This window comes from Paenibacillus sp. FSL W8-0186, assembly GCF_037969765.1.
GTDB classification, from domain to species: domain Bacteria; phylum Bacillota; class Bacilli; order Paenibacillales; family Paenibacillaceae; genus Fontibacillus; species Fontibacillus woosongensis.
Genome location: NZ_CP150207.1, coordinates 1,637,968 through 1,654,207, shown reverse-complemented (window position 1 = coordinate 1,654,207; position 16,240 = coordinate 1,637,968). Strand labels below are relative to the sequence as shown.

The window sequence follows — 16,240 nt, the reverse complement described above, 5'->3', positions numbered from 1 at the left end:
GTATGACAGGCATGCCAACTGAGACGGCTTTCTAGTTGTTAAGGTAATTTAATATTCTTGTTTGCTATTAGCTGAATACGACAGTTTTATTCTGATGCACGAGAATGCGGTCCTCGATATGCCATTTAACGGCCCGGGCCAGAACGACTCTTTCAATAGTGCGGCCGATCCGCTTGAGCTCGCCAACGTCATCACGGTGGCTAACGCGCTGAACGTCCTGCTCAATAATCGGTCCGCCATCCAGTTCCTCGGTGACGTAATGAGCGGTTGCGCCGATGATTTTCACGCCGCGGTCATAGGCTTGGGCGTACGGTTTGCCGCCTACGAAGGCCGGCAGGAACGAGTGGTGAATATTAATGATCCGGTTCCGGTAAGGCTCGATCAGAGCAGGGGACAAAATTTGCATGTATCTGGCCAGCACGATTAGATCGACCTTCCCGTTAACCAGTTCCAGCTGCTTCTGCTCGGCTTCCTTCTTCGTATCCGGCGTAACCGGAATGTGATAGAAAGGAATGCCGAACGATTCGACGTATTCTTTATTATCGGGATGATTGCTGATGACCATGGAAATTTCCGCATCCAGATCCCCGGCCTGCCATTGCCACAGCAATTCTACGAGGCAGTGATCCTCTTTCGAGACAAAAATAGCCAGCTTCTTCTTCTCATTCAGCGGATAGATTTCCCACTTCATCTCGAATTTGGCGGCAATCACCGCAAAATCCTGCTTTAGTTGCGCCAGATTGTCATGCAGCCGCTCGAGATCGAATTCGATCCGCATGAAGAACATGCCGCCTTCGGGATCCATCGTATACTGGTCCGACTGCACGATGTTTGCGCCATGCTGATGCAGGAAATCCGACACCGCGGCCACGATACCAGGCCCGTCCGGACAGGAAATCAACATCCGCGCCCGGTGATTCTCATAAGGTTTGACAGGTCTTGCGCCTGATTTTACATGTATATCCATCTTTCTCTCAAATCCTCCCGCTAACTATTGTAAACAACTGATTTTGGTCTTGATTCTATTTTATGCTGTGATTTACAGGCCTTTGGCTGCAAGCCAGCCGATCAGCCGGAAATTGATTTGCTCCTCGCTGTAATCCGGGAACAAATTGGCTTCCAATACGAGATCATAGAGGCGCTCCAGCGGTTCGCGCGGATCCGCCTTTCTTGCTTTGGCGTCATCCTTGAGCAATTTCCAGGTATCCAGCACGAACGCACGCTGTTCAATATCGCGTTTTGCAAAGAAGCTGCTCAGCATCTCTATTTCCGACAGGAAGGAATCGCCGAATCTCTCAGGCACGCTCCCCCGAAGCAGGGCGATTTCGACTTCATACATCGGCCGCTGGGTTTTGGCTTCCTTGCCGATCCAAGGCGTCTCCAGAATAAACGGACGCCCCTGCAGCAATTCGTGATGCACCACGCGGTTAAGCGCCTCGAATCCGATCCATCCGGTTCCGACGGGCGTATGGCGGTCTTTCCGCGCCCCCATCGGGTTTTTACTGTCATTGACGTGCACGACGGCGATCCGGTTCAAGCCGACCAGCTGATCGAACTGGTGCAGCACGCCGTCGAGATCATTGACGATATCGTAGCCGGCATCATGGATGTGGCAGGTGTCCAAGCAAATCGTCAGACGCTCATTACGCTGGACTTTATCGATGATCGCGGCGATTTCCTCGAAGCTGCGTCCCATTTCCGTCCCTTTGCCAGCCATCGTTTCCAACGCGATGTTAACTTCCGTTTCATCTGTTCCGTTCAACACCTCATTCAAGCCTTCGGCGATCCGGTTAATGCCGTATTCGGCATCTTTATCCGTGAATGCGCCCGGGTGAAGCACGATATTTCGCACGCCCAGCGCATGGGTGCGGCGGATTTCCTCTTGCAGGAAGTCTACTGCCAGCTGGTACGTGTTCGACTTATAAGAGCCCAGATTGATGATATAAGGCGCGTGAACGACAATTTCGTCAATGCCGGCAACGGCCATCGCGGCCTTGCCGTCCTCGATATTCATCGATTCGATCGGTTTGCGGCGCGTATTCTGCGGTGCGCCGGTATATATCATGAACGAGCTGGAGCCGTAAGATGCGGCCTCCTCCGTTGCGGTTAATAGCCCCTTGTCCGAGAACGAGACATGCGAACCTATTTTTAACATTTCTTTATCCCCCTTATGGACAACGTTCTTTAAACAAACCTATTTTATCTTGAATATCGATATAAATCCACAAATAAGGTATAATTCTTAAAGATTGAAGGGTTTTAAGGACTAATTATTCGAGGTGAATGAATCGATGCCGCACTTGAACATCACTTGGCTTGCACTGGCTTCGGCAGGGCCGAATCGCTGGTTTATGAACTCGATCGCATTCTGGGGATTCGTCATGCTCGGCGTCATGTGCATCGGCGGTTTTTTCATGTTCCGCAAATTTCTGAAGGTGCTCCCCAAGGCGGACGGCATGTCCAAGCTTGATTGGCAAAATCATTGGGTCGAGAAAAGCCGGCATTTGTGGACGGATGAAGCGAAGGCATTCCTTGATCTACTGGTACAGCCCGTACCTACCCCGTTCCGGGATATCGCCAAGCATTCGATTGCCGCGGAAATCGGCAAAATTGCCCTGCAGGAGGAAGCTTCCGAGGTTACGCAGGATCACTGTATCAAAGGCTATATCGTAGCGACGCCAAAGCGGGATTACAAATTCCTGATGAACTTTTTGGAAAAGAGCAATATCGACTACCGCCCCTATCAGCATTTGATCAACAAATAGAACAAATTATACATCCGGTCGCGACGTCTGAAGAACGCCCGCTAGCCGGATGTTTTTCTTATGACTATCGCGGAAAAATTTCTAGGAGGGATCGCTATGAAAATCTATATTACCGGGGGAACGGGATTCATCGGGAACGCTTTAGCCTCCTATTGGCAGCAGCAGGGACATCATGTTGCGGTCATCACGCGCGGCAAGCCCGAGCAGCACAGCCAAGGTGATCCCAAGTCTCAAGCTAGAGAGGGGGCCGCTCCCCTTGACTACCTGACCTGGGAGCAGCTTGCACAGCCTTCTTCGCGCGGGATCGAGGTGGATGCAGTTGTCAACCTCGCCGGCACTTCCCTGAATCAGCGCTGGACCGGCAGAGCCAAAGACAGCATTTTGCATTCGAGGCTGCAAACAACCGATTTGACGGCTAAATGGGTACAGTCTTTGAACAGCAAACCTGAAGTTATCATTCAAGGCTCGGCCGTTGGAATATACGGAACATCTCTAACGGATACATTTGATGAGAACTCCCAGCCTGAAGCGGATGACTTTCTCGCAAACGTGACCCGACAGTGGGAAACCGCTGCGGAGGATGGTTTTCGTGGTATTCGGCTCGTAAAGCTGCGTACGGGCGTAGTGCTCGGTAATAAGGGCGGAGCCTATCCACTCATGCGCCTTCCTATTCTGTTTGGAGCTGGCGGTAAAATCGGGTCTGGCAGACAGTGGGTCCCCTGGATTCATATCCAAGATATCGTAGCGTTGATCGATTTCTGTGTGAAGCATTCGGAAGTCGAAGGCGCTGTCAACGCAGTAAGCCCAAACCCCGTGACCAATGACGAATTCGGCAGGATTGTCAGCCGGGTTCACCGCAGGCCATACTGGCTTCCACTGCCAGCCTTCGCATTAAGGACGATGCTTGGTGAAATGTCCGTTCTGCTGCTGGAAGGACAAAGGGTCCTGCCCCAAGCGGCTTTGCAGCACGGTTTCCATTTTCAATATCCGGAACTGGAATCGGCTGCAGCGAATTTGAAGACACGCCAATAAGCCCGTCGTCTATGCAGAGACAGCGGGCTGTGCATACATATTTTTTTACGATCACTTGATTTAAGGCCCTCCAAAGAATATGTTCTTTGGAGGGCTAAATATTTATGTAATACAATCTTAATTTATTAGTTGAATAGCATGGAGGTTTTATATAATGAAATGCAAAATTCATTTTCTCATTATATTCTCAACTTTCTTGTTAATAGCTGTAGCTTGCGACAAAAATACCCCTTTCAACGCCGGGGAGAATATAACAAACACTACTAAAAGTGAGATTCGGACTGATGAATATACAAAAATTTCTGAAAAAGAAGATTTAGAAAAGAAAATATCCCAAGACAAAAATGTTTTTAAAAAAATTCAATCAAGTAAAAAGTACAATATATCTGCAACTGTCACTTTTAATCATGAGGAAGACGATGATCGTTTCATTTATGAAATTGTAATGGATAACTATACAGAAGAACTGAAAAATGTCATTCAATCATTTACTTTGGAGCCAAGTATGATTGATTATCTTTTAACCGGTGACCTGACAACTACAAATGCGCTAAATGATACCGAAACGAACCTCAAGCCTAATAAAGAGCCTTTCGGATTAAGTTTGTTTAGAGGTTACGTTATTAATAAGGAAACAATAAATAAACAGATCACTGATTTTTATCGGAATATGTATATAAAAATATCTTATGGTGAAGAAGAAAACAGGACTGAAGAGTATTGGTGCATAGAAGCAACTCCTTCTAAGGAAATAATCGATTACTTTAATTCATTAGAAAATAAAGTATGATCCCGATTTAAACAAAGACCGGTAAGCCCGCTGTCCAGATTGTAACAACGGGCCATGCAAACATGTTTTATTAACCCATTTTCTTTCCCTTCGTCATGCCGAATTTCGAATCTCTCTACCGTAACGAAACGTAACCTCGGCCATGGTAAACGAATCTCCGGGTTCGAGCGGATAGTCTTTGTAAGGCGCAATCAGTTCGCCGTTTAACTTGGTGCCGTTTCTGGAGCCTAAATCCTTGATGCGGCAATCACCTTCCAGGATCATAAGCTCGACATGAGCCCGGGATACCCCGGACTGCTTCTCCACATATTGGGCTAATTCCTCAGAACGGCCGATTATAAAGCTGCCTTTGGATAAAAGGATTCGTTCAAATCCGGCACCTGATGAGGTTATTTTCTCCAAATAGTTTACGCTACCAGCCTGCGGTTGCTCCTCCTTCGATATATCCTTCAACAATACGGTTGCCGGGGAAGCCGCGGCGGGCGGCTCCAATTCAACATGCTCACGATACGGCTTGGATACCGGTGTCTGAATTGATTCATAGGATTCGGATGACCTAATTGGAGAAGGCGCAATAGATGAGGAGGGGGACGGGGCGTTCCATCTCCATTTCTCCTCATACCGCTCTGGCTTGCGGCGTTTGGTGAACCTAGATTTTTCATGTTCCTCCTCCCCAGCTAAACGAACATTATCCTCAATTTGAAAATCCCCTTCCTCATTGCCCTTGTCCCTAAAAAAACGAACCAAGTCAAATTTTCCGCTCTGGATTAGCAGCGCAATGAATATTACAGCCAGCGATGATCCCGCACTAATGTAAAGTCCATTGCCAGCAGACCCATCCAAATACGCAAGCTTCCAGATGAGCGCAACCAGTAACGCAGCGCCTAGCCATATATATGCAGGTTTAATTTCTGTCCGGCTCTCCGCCTCCTCCTCATATATTCCTCCCTCTTCTTCCATAAAAGCTCCTTCGTAAATGCTGGCAGAGGACATTGCATTTATCCGGCTAGGAATTAAGCTTGAGCTTGGTTCAGGAGCGGCAAACGGTACTTGGAATGTATTTTTGGAATTCGGCGGCATCGGCACTTCAGGAGCATCTAACTCACGTGGTCTTCTCCCGGTATCACGGATATGTACGTTTGATCCCTGCCCTTCACTAGAATCTTCCTCGAGCAGCAGTGATATCAGTAAATTCTTTAACCCGGTTACCGAGAACTGCTCTCCCCCACATAAACCGATAATTTTCTGGATGCCACTTCCCTCTATATTCTTAACCCTTGTCATCATACGGTTGACGAGATGCAGCATAGATTGGGCAATGGAATGATCTGGAGGCATATGGAGCAAAGGCAGATAAGCCAGATAGATGGTACCGCTCGGCAATAAATCTTCCACAAAAATATGATCTTCATCCAAGAGATAATTTCCGGAAGAGAGCATATATTCCTTGCTGCTATCGAGAACTTTAACGATTTGCAGCGAAATGCTGTAGAATTCCGTCATCGTCATCCAATCGCTTTTCAGGCACTGCGACAGCATTCTTTTTCCGGTAATCTCATAATGCAGCGTAACGTTAAAATCAATCTCTCTCACTTCCAGCCGCAGCAGATGGGGGATCGCTACCGAATTCACCATACTCCGCTGTACCTCGTTCAACAGCTCTGCATGCAGCCCATCTTCCGTATTAACCACCATATATGTCCCATCATTTCTGACAAAATCAGTTACTATCCCTTTCAACGAAAGCTCACTCCCTGCCCCTAAAAATAATAGACTGCCATGATGGCACCGGGCAACACTGCTAGCATGAACGGAAAGGTCAGCGGCTTATCCTGCGCTGCAATGGATCGGATCGGACTTATACTGCGCAGCATAATGACTCCCAGGACACTGCGCAGTATGCCGCCAAGCCGCCTCACTGCTTCTCTTCTGCAAATCAGAATCAAGATGCCAATGCAGCCGGCAGCCAGAATCGAATACATCAGCACGGATAATGTCAGCGGTACGCCAACCCAAGCTCCGATTCCTGCAAACAGCTTCACGTCACCTCCGCCTACGGCCCGCACCGCATACAATACTGCCATTACGCCAAAGCCGACAGCAGCGCCCTTTACGGCAAATATAAAACCTGCTGCCCCGCCGGAAATCCCATGATATGCGATACCAAGCACCGTACCGGTTATTGTAATCACATTGGGGATTTTCATCGAGCGAATATCGGTAATGAACGCAGCAGCAAGCAATAAAAAGCAGCCCCAAATTTCAACATGCATAGCAGCTCTCCTCGTCATTTTTTGTTCGGACTTTCAACAACGAACTCCGCTGTTGTACGCAGCCCGTCCTCTGTCTCGACCACGAATGTCCAAGTACCGGGCGTCGTATTGCCGCCGACAAGCCACTGCCACTCCACAATGCCGTTTTCATCCGCAGAAGCTTCCCCCAGAAATTTGGCCTGGCTTACCCCACTCTTGTAATAAACCGTCAACTTGACGATCGCCCCCGGCTCAACCTGGGCGCTGACCAGCGCTTTACGGCCGGCATAGGCCGGATTCGGCTTGCTCAAAATCACCGGAGCCCGTCCCTCGGCCTGCTCCCCGCTTGTATCCTTCTTCAGCTCCCCCGTATCCCCAACCCAGAGCCGTTCCTGCGCCCTCGCCTGAAGCACGATTTTCCGATTGCTGAGGGGCACTTGAATCGGCAGTTCATAGCTTAACTCGATTCCGAAGTACGGGCTCCTCCCCGTCTTCAGATCAGGGACAGTAATTCTGCTCACATGCAGCCGCCGCTCGCTAAGCACTGTATCCTGCACAAACGGCTGCAACATTGGTTTTACTACAGGATCAAGAACTGCTTCCAGCACGTTGTTCTTCAGGTCGCTCAGCGGTTCATCCCCCTTGGCTGCCGCATCCATAATCCACAGGGATAGAGGTTCGGGAAGCTTATCGGCATATTGCCCGGCCCATTCCGCCAGCGATAATTTGGGCATATTCCAATCGAACACGCTCCCTTGCCCTACAGCGCCGCCATCGTTCTTACCCCCTCTGTTGTTTTGCACCGAATACTGGTCAACGGCCAAAGCAACGGGATATATATGCGCGGATATATGCCTTACCGCATTGGAAGCAACGCTGTGCAATTGTATGGAATAGACCGACATTTGAACCATGTAAATGAAGAAAAACATGATCATAATGAAGATAGGCAGTACAAGCGAAGCTTCCAGCACGATGCTCCCGCTAGAGGTTTTGTCAGCAGACTCAATATGAATAATGCGCTTGCTTGACGGCATAATATCGGCTTCCTTCCACTCGTCCCTGTAAAGCGCCGGCGCTGCCAATGGCTTTGGACACTCCCGGCAAGAACCATAATGGCAAAGCTACGGTTACTTCCCCTTGAATATAAGTAGCCCGTTCATCGGGATTGATGCCTGTATTAAAACGAACTACCGATAACATCCGCGACAGGCGTTGGTCGCTGGTACCGTGGAGCAGCAGAAATAACCGAAGGTGATCCCTGTACGTTAATTCGACTCTCAAATAATTGCTAAGCTGTAAGCCTCCCTTTTGACATAGCCGCACCATATCCTTGACGGCCTCAACAACTCCGTAAAGTAAGGCGGAGGCCAAAATCAACAGCGGGTTGACCTTGCTCGCATGCTTGATGAGTCCCTCCATCGTACGGATCGCAAGACGCATAGTGAATATTTCACCGTAGGCAGCGGCAACATTTCCTGCTGGATTATGAAAACCGTACAATATATATTCTACCTCCTGCCGCTGCGGGGCAAATTGTTCTATCATCGCATCCAGCTTATCCGATCGGCCTTCCATAAGCTCCTTAAGCGTGCTGACGTCGAAGAAATCAAAGTAACTGACAACATACTCTGTCTGATAGCCATTGTCCGTTATGCCGGACATCATTTCAGACAAGGAAGCGTACAAAACATCCATGCCCCCCATGGCTTGCTCGCCCGCCTCGTATGGATCTGGATTGCGACCCCGGATACTTTGTCCCGTTTCCGCGGAATGATCTTGATTTAAGGCGCGATTGTTATCAAAATAAGACCTCAGCACATCGAATTGCTTCTGATGCTCCCCCATTTTGTTCTTAAGTTCTTCGATCTGCCGAAGCAAACTGAACGCATGCTTTAGTTCTGCAGCAGCTTGCTGTTCTGTCTGCTTGCGCTGTGCGTCGCTTGAGCGATGAGCCTCTACTTTGGTTTGAACTTGCTGCAGCGCATTACCGCTCCCTGGATCGGAATAAGTCCGCAGATATCGATCGATTTCCCGGCTGGCATGCACCGTCTCCGATTTAAAACCGCTGGCGCTGCCAAAAGATGCGGCACCGATAGCTGAGGATTTTGTTAACAGGGTGACAACCGCTTGATGAGCGCTGTTGAAGCTCGCCTCTTGGGCTTCGATCCCTGCTTCCAAATCCTCTAAAAGCGTTGTCTGCAACAACAAGTCCTCGCTCCTGCCGCGGATTTCGGCGATTTCCGCCTCGCCGGAGACTGCTTCGTCTCCTCCAATGCTTAGTCCCCGGGATACGGAATCATATCCATGCTGTGCCGTCCTGCTCTCGGACTCCTTGATGACCAGACGCATTTGCTCATTGATTTCCCGTATCCCTTCAAGCAAATCTCTAGCCGAGGATAGCTGTTGAGCATGCTGAGCTGCGGCCTCCTGATCAGTTTGCGAGAGTCCTCTAAAGACCCTCCCAGTATCATTCCGGTAATCCTCCAGCAGTTCGGAGTATATACGTTCGGATGGCTCCCTATCCCGATCCTCCTCCGCTTTGGCCAAATAGTCGTTATATTGGGAGGCCGCATCAGCTATCAGGCGAATGCGGCCTCCCAGCAAATGATCCGGAATGTACGTATAATTCCCCCGGGATAGGCGGTCTGTATATCCCTTGGCCGACGAAGCGGCTTGCTTCTGCGCAGACAGCAATTGATCCAATTTATCCTCCCTCTGATCATACAACCTTTGAAGCTTGCTAAGTAAATCCACCGTGTTGGAGGCCTCTTTCATGATCTGAGATATCGGCTTGAATTTGTTAACGACCTCAATCGCAAAATCAACTGGTGCCTTATATTTCATTTCCTCGCGAATTTGCCGTCTGAAGACCGAGTAGTACCCCAGGGGTCGCAGCAATTCTACGGCGGAAGAATCCAATTGTGCTCCCAGGATAGGCAGATCATCGCTCCGTATGGCCAGCTGAAAGTTGTCCTGGAGCACCTTGGACATTAAATAATTTTCATCCGTCTCACCGAACGCAAACAATCCGTATTTCTCCAGCAGCTGCTTATCGTACGCAGATAGAACGGAACGTGCTGCCGCATGAGCGAGCCCCTCCGTTCGCGCCTGCAGTGCCGACATTCTGGCGAAATCAATAAAAATCGCCACAAAAGCAAAAACAGCCGCAAAAATAACAATCAGAAATACCGTTACTGCCCCCTGTTCTGATCGGCGCTTGTCCAACATAGGAACCCCCTTCAAGATGAGGCCTTATTTCGCATATAGTTTCAGCGCTTTCCCCGCGTCGGCCTGACCGACATGCTCCTTGCCTGTTCCTTTAAACCTCGCTCCGTAATAACGGACAAGATCAACGGTGCGGATCCATTCCACCGGCTCTACAATATAAGAAGCGGAATGCCCTGCTTGCCTGACGTCCCCAATGACAGTCTCCAGCGGAGCAAGGGGGATGTTCCGGTGTAGTGTTACGGAAACTTTACGAAACAGCAGCCTGTTATCGTATATCATTTGCCCTTCCATCCCAGCCGGAATTTTACGGCCGATATTTCCGAGCTTCTTCAATGGCAGATTGCCGCTGGACTCTGTACTGCTTGGCAGCTCCAATACAGCCAGGGAATTTCCGCCAAACGATCCGAAGAGAAGCTGCAGCATCCCATCGTCATGTATTCGCCAGTACAGCGAATCATACTGATCGTCCTCATAAGCCCCAGTCTTTGGTTCGCGGTAGCTGTTATCCCATACAAAGGCGCTGCGCTCGGCAGCTGCGAAAGCCGTATGGCCCAACACCGCATTTTGGTATAAATACATGCAAAAAAACAGCAGCAGCAGTAGCGTAAAAAATATGACCGGAAATACAAGCGAGGCTTCTATCGTAAAGTTCCCATCCTTGTTTCGCAGCAGCTTCACTATTCTCCGCCGTCCATAAAGGAGTCCGTCTTCTTGTCAGCCTTGGACAGCAGATTTTCAACAATCGCCTTCAACTCCTTACGAAAGATCACGGCAATAATAACGATGACCGCGATGATCAAAATCATCTCGAGCATACCGAGACCGTCTTCATCCCGCCAAAGCTCTCCCATTCTTCCGCGCAATACCTCTAACATCAGCAAACCCCTCCTCGAATTAATAAAAGCTACAGATCCATAATCAGGAATGCGGGAGTCCCCACCAAAATAACAATTATTAAAAACAACAGCACCATTGGAAAAACCAGTTTGGATGAAGCCTGCTCTCCCAGGGTCTTGCCGACCGCTTTCCGTTTCTCCCATAGCGAATGGGACAGATCGCGAAGCGCCATCACGAAATCGCTGCCGCCGCGGCGAAAATTCAGCAATACCGCCGTCGTAAATGCGGACACCTCCTGGATGCCGCAGCGTTTGCTAAAGCCTTCCATAGCCTGAGCAAAGGAATATCCTCCTTCGCATTCCCGCTGCATTTGAAACAGCTCGCGATACAAAGGATGGCTCTCTTGCCCGCGCTTCCGTTCCAGGCAATGCTTGATCGCCTGCTGAACTGTCGAGCCGGCGCCGACAAGCAGGACGATTTTATTCAACAGCTCTGGCAATTCAAGCAGAATCTGCTGTTCCCGCCGCTTCACCTTGCTGTGCAAGTCGCTAATTAGCGCGACAGGCAGCAGAACGGCGAGCAGGAACCCGATGAGGAACCCGCTGGCTTCCCCCTCCATCGCTATTGAAATCAAGCAGCCGCCAATGAGCAGCAGATAACTGTAGGTAAGCATCTCCGCCAAGAACAGCAGCGTATACTCCCCGCCGCGCTGCTGGCCGTTAATCTGCCTGACCGAACGCTGGATTTTGAAGAAGAACAGCGGAAATCTTTGCGACACCTGGATCCGCTCCAGCACATAAAGCATGGGAGGAGCCAATTTTTGCAGCCGGATGCCATCCATCTGCAGTTTTACAGCGCCGGGATACCGCCGCGACGTTTGACTGTACAGCAGCAGCCAGGCCAGAAGGAGGACGATCGCCAAAATTCCCCACAGCAAGTTCATGTCAATATGAGCACCCCTCCTAAACCCGGATATCCATGATCTTCATCATGATCCAGGCGCTTACGGCAAACAGCATTAGGGCAGCCGACGAAATGACCAGTCCGGCGCCTTGATGCAGCGGCTGCATATAGTCTGGAGAAGTTAAATCCATAAATAATAGAAACAGGACCGGCGATGCCAGCATCGCCTTGGCCTCAAAGCGCTTCTGAGCAATCATGACGCTGATTTCCTGGCTGATTTCCAGCTTCTCGCTAATAATAGATGAGGTTCTTCTCACAACTTCTACCAAATCGCCTCCGGAGCGTTTACAGGTCGTAAACACATCCGCAAAATTGCTGATGTCCTCCATGCCCGCCCGTCTGCTGAAATCCTGCAGCGCATCCTCGATCGGCTCCCCGTACTCCATCCGGGTGCATATGATCCCAAGCTCGATCATGAGATCATTTTTGCCGTCTGGATACAGCAGCCGAAGATCCTGAATCGCTTCGCGAAATCCGTTCTCGACGGAACGGCCTGCTGCCAGCGAGGAGGACAATGAATAAAGCGCCTGTTTAAAATTCAGGCTGAGCGCTTCCCTTCGCCTACGAAGCAGGTACCTGCTCCACGGCTTCGGGACAAACACCGCCGCGCCGGCAAGCAGAAGCGCCAGCAGCCAGGAATGGAAAAAGATATATCCGACAGCCGTAAACAATACGGCCCCTGCAGCCAGGCAGAGCATAGTTTGCTTTCCCGACAGTACGTAGTTCTGATAATCCGGCAGCCCTTCCGCCTCACTCCCCGGGGGCGAAGGTCTGCGGATTAATCCAAACCCCAATTTCATTATGCGTTCCCGCCTCCTGCCATTTTCGCTTGTACAAGCTCCTGTTCCAAATCAATCCCCGCCATACGCAGCTTGTCGAGATTCGCCAGGCTACTCCGCTTTGTCAGCCTTCCGCGGATTTTCCCCTCGATCTCTGCTTCTTCCTGAAAAACAAATAACGGATTCAGCATCACCTCCCCCTCGACAAGACCGCGTACTTCCGATATTTCCATGACCCTGCGTGATCGGTCCCTCAGCCTGGATAAATGAACAAATATATCAATCGCCGAGCCGATTTGCTGGCGTACCACTTGAACAGGCAGTGCAGCCCCGCTCAGTACCATCGTCTCCAGCCGGCTAATCATGTCCTTCGTGCTGTTAGCGTGGCCGGTTGACAAGCTCCCGTCATGTCCTGTGTTCATCGCCTGCAGCATATCGATCGTTTCGCTGCCGCGTACCTCGCCGACAATAATCCGGTTAGGCCTCATTCGCAGTGAAGCTCGAATCAAATCACGAACCGAGATTTCTCCTTTTCCTTCCGTATTGGCATTGCGTGTCTCCAGCGAAACTAGGTTCGGCACCGTGACGATCCGCAGCTCCGCCGAATCTTCAATCGTAATCACCCGTTCATCCGGCGGAATATATTGCGAAAGTGCGTTTAGAAAAGTGGTCTTCCCGGACCCCGTTCCCCCGCTAATAAAAATGTTGTATTTCCCTTTGACGAGACCTTGCAGAAAAAGAGCCGCCTCTTCGGTCAGCGAACCCCATTCCACCAGCCGCTCCATCGTTACAGGCTGCTCCGGAAACTTGCGGATCGTCATGGTGGGCCCCTTGAGGGCTATCGGAGGAAGCACAATATTCACCCGCGACCCGCCCGGAAGCCTTGCATCCACGATCGGCGAGGAGTCATTCACGACACGGTTTACCGTAGAAACAATGTTCTGAATCATGTCCTCCAGCTTCTCCTGCGATTCAAAGCGCACATCAATCCGCCGTACCTGGCCATTTTGTTCAATAAAAATTTCCTCGTGGCTGTTGATCATGATTTCAGACACTGACCGGTCGTCTACGAGAGGCTGAAGCACATCAAGTCCCCGAAAAGAGTCATAAAGCCTGCGCACCCATTTACGCTTCTCAGAAGCCGTCAACTCATTAAGTCCGCTATCTGAAAGAACACGGCGTTCAATGTAATCCATCAGCTGCGAGTCAGATAGCGTTGATGTCATATCCAGTCCCGAGCGAATGCTTGCGCGCAGCTCCGTAAAAAAAACCTCCGTCACCCCGATGCTCCCCCAATTCCAAGCGCATGACCCCAGCTGTATAGACTGCGGCTAAGCTTAAGAATTTCCTTCTGAAAAACCGGGGATTGCATTATGGCCCCTTGTCCCGCCCCCTGATTCCAGGAAGGTATATTAGGTAACACGATCTCTGCTGTCATGCCAGGTCTTGGCAGCGACAGACCCGCTTCCCCCATGCACCGGTTCACCGCGAACAATGCTTTTCCCATAATCAAGCGACAGCGTTCTGGATTTGACCGTTCCATGTGAGATATCCATAATCCGCTCTTGCGCACCACATTCTCTTCGTCGGCCAGCAGCCAGACCAGCTTGTCGGCACGATCCAGCACCGTTTCCGTTCGCGCATTAGGATACGAATCGGCATCGGCGACGATGACATCATAAAGTCCGCTGTCCGCAATAAAATCAATCAGCCGAGCAGTATCCCCGGACTCCATTTCCAGCATTTCATTTAAATTGTCCACTGGCCCAAATGTATCGCCTTCAAGGGCCGGATGCCTGTACGCATAAGACGAGACCGGTTGATTTATAGGCTCGCCCCGCTCCCCCGCCGCCTTCAAGTCGTATAGAAGCCGGGCAAGGCCATGGGTACGATGCTGCCCTTCCTGTACAGAAGAATTTTCGGATAATATGCCGCTGCTGATCGTTTCCAGATTCAGATAAAATACCTTGCGGCCTTCTCCGGCAAGCTGCTTTACAAGATGAGCGGCCACCGTTGTCTTGCCGCATCCGCCTACTGCGGAATATACTCCGACGACAAGCGCCTTGCCATCCACCGGCTCCCTGACTGCGGCTCCTCCCCTCGCATATTCCAGTACCGCCGTTAGAAGCAAAGGCAGCGGCTGATACTTGGAAATGCTCTTTCCGCAACCTTTCGCAGTCCCCTCCTCCTCAAGATGAATATATGGAACTTGGGGCGTCTCCCCGCTACCCAGCCACGCTTCAAGAAACGATTTCTCGGCCAAAACGGCATCTGCGTAAAGCCGGCTCGATTCCATATGCCGCACGAAAGCATCCTCGCGGCTGAAAGCCGTTACGGAAAAGCGGCGGTCAAACTCGCTGTGGCGGACATAATGCAAAAAAGGCTCGATATACTGCTCATCCCTAGCGGCCAGAACAAGCCGAACTGGAACCACCCTTATCACAACCTTTCAAGAACGCAATAAAGCACCGTCCAATAACCGCAGATGCGGTTGTTGGACGGTGCTTCCGTCGTTCATCCCTGAAATTTACAGTTAGAATAACATACTTCTCTGACTCTCGCAAGGCTTTTTCTGAAGATGATTATCCATCCTGCAAAAATCGTTCCTTATTCTCTTTCGTGGGCACAAGGCATGTCTCGTCCTTGCCGAACCAGCGATAGCGATTAGCCGCAACGATGCGGTATACGGCATCCCGTATAAATCGCGGTACAATAATGAATCCAAAGGCAAGCGGCCAAGGATACCGCAATCCTTTTGCGATTCGCAGCGCAGCGGATGAACGCGTATAATAAACGCCGTTCTGATACAGGACAATTGTGTTTATCCGATCAGGAGAAATGTCCGGGCGCCGGCTGCCCTGCAATATTCTCTCCCCAGCTTCTGATTGGAGGGAAGCGAACCGAAAGCGGCGTTCTGGGTCCCTTCTGATTATAAATTTAACGGCTCCCTGGCATAAATGGCATACGCCATCAAACAGGACGACGTTATCGTGCTGTCCCGAAGTTTGCGCCATCGTTCCTTCACCTCGCTTTTATTGCAATTATAGCATGACTTCGGACAAACGAAAAAAGCAAGCGGGTCAGCCAAGGAAACTCCTTGGTCGACCCGCTTGCTTTTCAATCTTATGAACGTCCCATAGATCCCTCTACGAGCCCGTCTCCCAACGTTGATTGACTGCTATCTTACTGAGCCAGCGCCTTCTCAATCCACTGACCGTCATCCAATTGCTGCTTAATCTCTCCGCTGAATTTGTCCATGCATTTGCAAATGAAATCTTTGCGGCATACCGGACAAGGTGTTCTCTGAAGCCGGCTGACGTTCGTAAGCCGCCACTCCGGATTCCGGTGGAAAAATACCCGGCACGCTGAGCCATCAGCCATTGTGACGATGAATTCATACAGTCCTTCTTTTTCGTTGCTGCTGGCCTTAGTCACGTTCTGTACACTCGGTCTGTAAGACATGGTCATCACCCGTATTATCAGATTTAAGTCCTATTTAGTACTTAGACATATTAAATAATTTTTTACGGTGTGTCAACTTGGAATTGAATGCCAATTAAATCCATTTCAACGTGACAAAAAGACTTCTCC

17 protein-coding genes are annotated in these 16,240 nt (G+C 50.2%); 3 read left to right on the top strand and 14 right to left on the bottom strand.

Features of this window, described 5'->3' with window-relative positions:
* Window positions 1–67 precede the first annotated feature (67 nt).
* A complete protein-coding gene (gene purU, locus MKX50_RS07155; RefSeq protein WP_213589170.1) occupies window positions 68–967 on the bottom strand; it encodes a formyltetrahydrofolate deformylase in 900 nt (299 codons plus the stop codon).
* Window positions 968–1,039: 72 nt separating this feature from the next.
* Window positions 1,040–2,155: a deoxyribonuclease IV gene (locus MKX50_RS07150; protein WP_339158953.1), complete on the bottom strand. Its 1,116-nt coding sequence runs from the start codon at window positions 2,153–2,155 to the stop codon at window positions 1,040–1,042.
* 136 nt (window positions 2,156–2,291) lie between these two features.
* Between MKX50_RS07150 and MKX50_RS07145 the strand changes: the two genes are divergently transcribed.
* The 3 genes from MKX50_RS07145 (at window position 2,292) to MKX50_RS07135 (ending at window position 4,587) form a co-directional block, all read left to right on the top strand.
* The gene (locus tag MKX50_RS07145; RefSeq protein ID WP_196427054.1) at window positions 2,292–2,765 is read left to right on the top strand and encodes a DUF2621 domain-containing protein; all 474 of its coding nucleotides are present in this window, start codon (window positions 2,292–2,294) and stop codon (window positions 2,763–2,765) included.
* 96 nt (window positions 2,766–2,861) lie between these two features.
* On the top strand, window positions 2,862–3,797 hold the full coding sequence (locus MKX50_RS07140) for a TIGR01777 family oxidoreductase (protein ID WP_213589172.1): 936 nt from the start codon (window positions 2,862–2,864) through the stop codon (window positions 3,795–3,797).
* Between the two features lie 154 nt (window positions 3,798–3,951).
* Window positions 3,952–4,587: a hypothetical protein gene (locus MKX50_RS07135; protein WP_339158950.1), complete on the top strand. Its 636-nt coding sequence runs from the start codon at window positions 3,952–3,954 to the stop codon at window positions 4,585–4,587.
* A gap of 93 nt (window positions 4,588–4,680) precedes the next feature.
* Here MKX50_RS07135 and MKX50_RS07130 read toward each other — a convergent pair whose 3' ends face one another.
* The 12 genes from MKX50_RS07130 to MKX50_RS07075 all read right to left on the bottom strand — a co-directional run bounded on the left by MKX50_RS07130 (window position 4,681) and on the right by MKX50_RS07075 (window position 16,111).
* Entirely contained in the window at window positions 4,681–6,327 is a 1,647-nt protein-coding gene (locus MKX50_RS07130; RefSeq protein ID WP_339158948.1) for a DUF6382 domain-containing protein, read from the bottom strand.
* 20 nt (window positions 6,328–6,347) lie between these two features.
* Window positions 6,348–6,860: an A24 family peptidase gene (locus MKX50_RS07125; protein WP_213589175.1), complete on the bottom strand. Its 513-nt coding sequence runs from the start codon at window positions 6,858–6,860 to the stop codon at window positions 6,348–6,350.
* 14 nt (window positions 6,861–6,874) lie between these two features.
* Window positions 6,875–7,876, bottom strand: coding sequence for a pilus assembly protein (locus MKX50_RS07120; protein WP_339158946.1), 1,002 nt, complete (start codon window positions 7,874–7,876; stop codon window positions 6,875–6,877).
* Window positions 7,845–10,070, bottom strand: coding sequence for a hypothetical protein (locus tag MKX50_RS07115; protein ID WP_339158944.1), 2,226 nt, complete (start codon window positions 10,068–10,070; stop codon window positions 7,845–7,847). Before MKX50_RS07115 ends, MKX50_RS07120 begins: the two co-directional genes overlap by 32 nt.
* Window positions 10,071–10,094: 24 nt before the next feature.
* Window positions 10,095–10,748 carry a TadE/TadG family type IV pilus assembly protein gene (locus MKX50_RS07110; protein WP_339158942.1) on the bottom strand — a complete coding sequence of 218 codons (654 nt, stop codon included), beginning with the start codon at window positions 10,746–10,748 and terminating at the stop codon, window positions 10,095–10,097.
* Window positions 10,748–10,945 carry a Flp1 family type IVb pilin gene (locus MKX50_RS07105; protein ID WP_155609457.1) on the bottom strand — a complete coding sequence of 66 codons (198 nt, stop codon included), beginning with the start codon at window positions 10,943–10,945 and terminating at the stop codon, window positions 10,748–10,750. Before MKX50_RS07105 ends, MKX50_RS07110 begins: the two co-directional genes overlap by 1 nt.
* A 29-nt stretch (window positions 10,946–10,974) precedes the next feature.
* On the bottom strand, window positions 10,975–11,850 hold the full coding sequence (locus MKX50_RS07100) for a type II secretion system F family protein (protein WP_213589179.1): 876 nt from the start codon (window positions 11,848–11,850) through the stop codon (window positions 10,975–10,977).
* Window positions 11,851–11,869: 19 nt separating this feature from the next.
* Window positions 11,870–12,670, bottom strand: coding sequence for a type II secretion system F family protein (locus MKX50_RS07095; protein WP_339158940.1), 801 nt, complete (start codon window positions 12,668–12,670; stop codon window positions 11,870–11,872).
* On the bottom strand, window positions 12,670–13,929 hold the full coding sequence (locus MKX50_RS07090; protein WP_339158938.1) for a CpaF family protein: 1,260 nt from the start codon (window positions 13,927–13,929) through the stop codon (window positions 12,670–12,672). The genes MKX50_RS07095 and MKX50_RS07090 overlap by 1 nt, the downstream gene beginning before the upstream one ends.
* Window positions 13,926–15,083 (bottom strand): hypothetical protein, encoded by a 1,158-nt coding sequence (locus tag MKX50_RS07085; protein WP_339158936.1) that lies wholly within the window; start codon window positions 15,081–15,083, stop codon window positions 13,926–13,928. The genes MKX50_RS07090 and MKX50_RS07085 overlap by 4 nt, the downstream gene beginning before the upstream one ends.
* A gap of 148 nt (window positions 15,084–15,231) precedes the next feature.
* On the bottom strand, window positions 15,232–15,663 hold the full coding sequence (locus MKX50_RS07080; RefSeq protein ID WP_155609460.1) for a thiol-disulfide oxidoreductase DCC family protein: 432 nt from the start codon (window positions 15,661–15,663) through the stop codon (window positions 15,232–15,234).
* A gap of 169 nt (window positions 15,664–15,832) precedes the next feature.
* Window positions 15,833–16,111 (bottom strand): hypothetical protein, encoded by a 279-nt coding sequence (locus MKX50_RS07075; protein ID WP_213589182.1) that lies wholly within the window; start codon window positions 16,109–16,111, stop codon window positions 15,833–15,835.
* Window positions 16,112–16,240 lie beyond the last annotated feature (129 nt).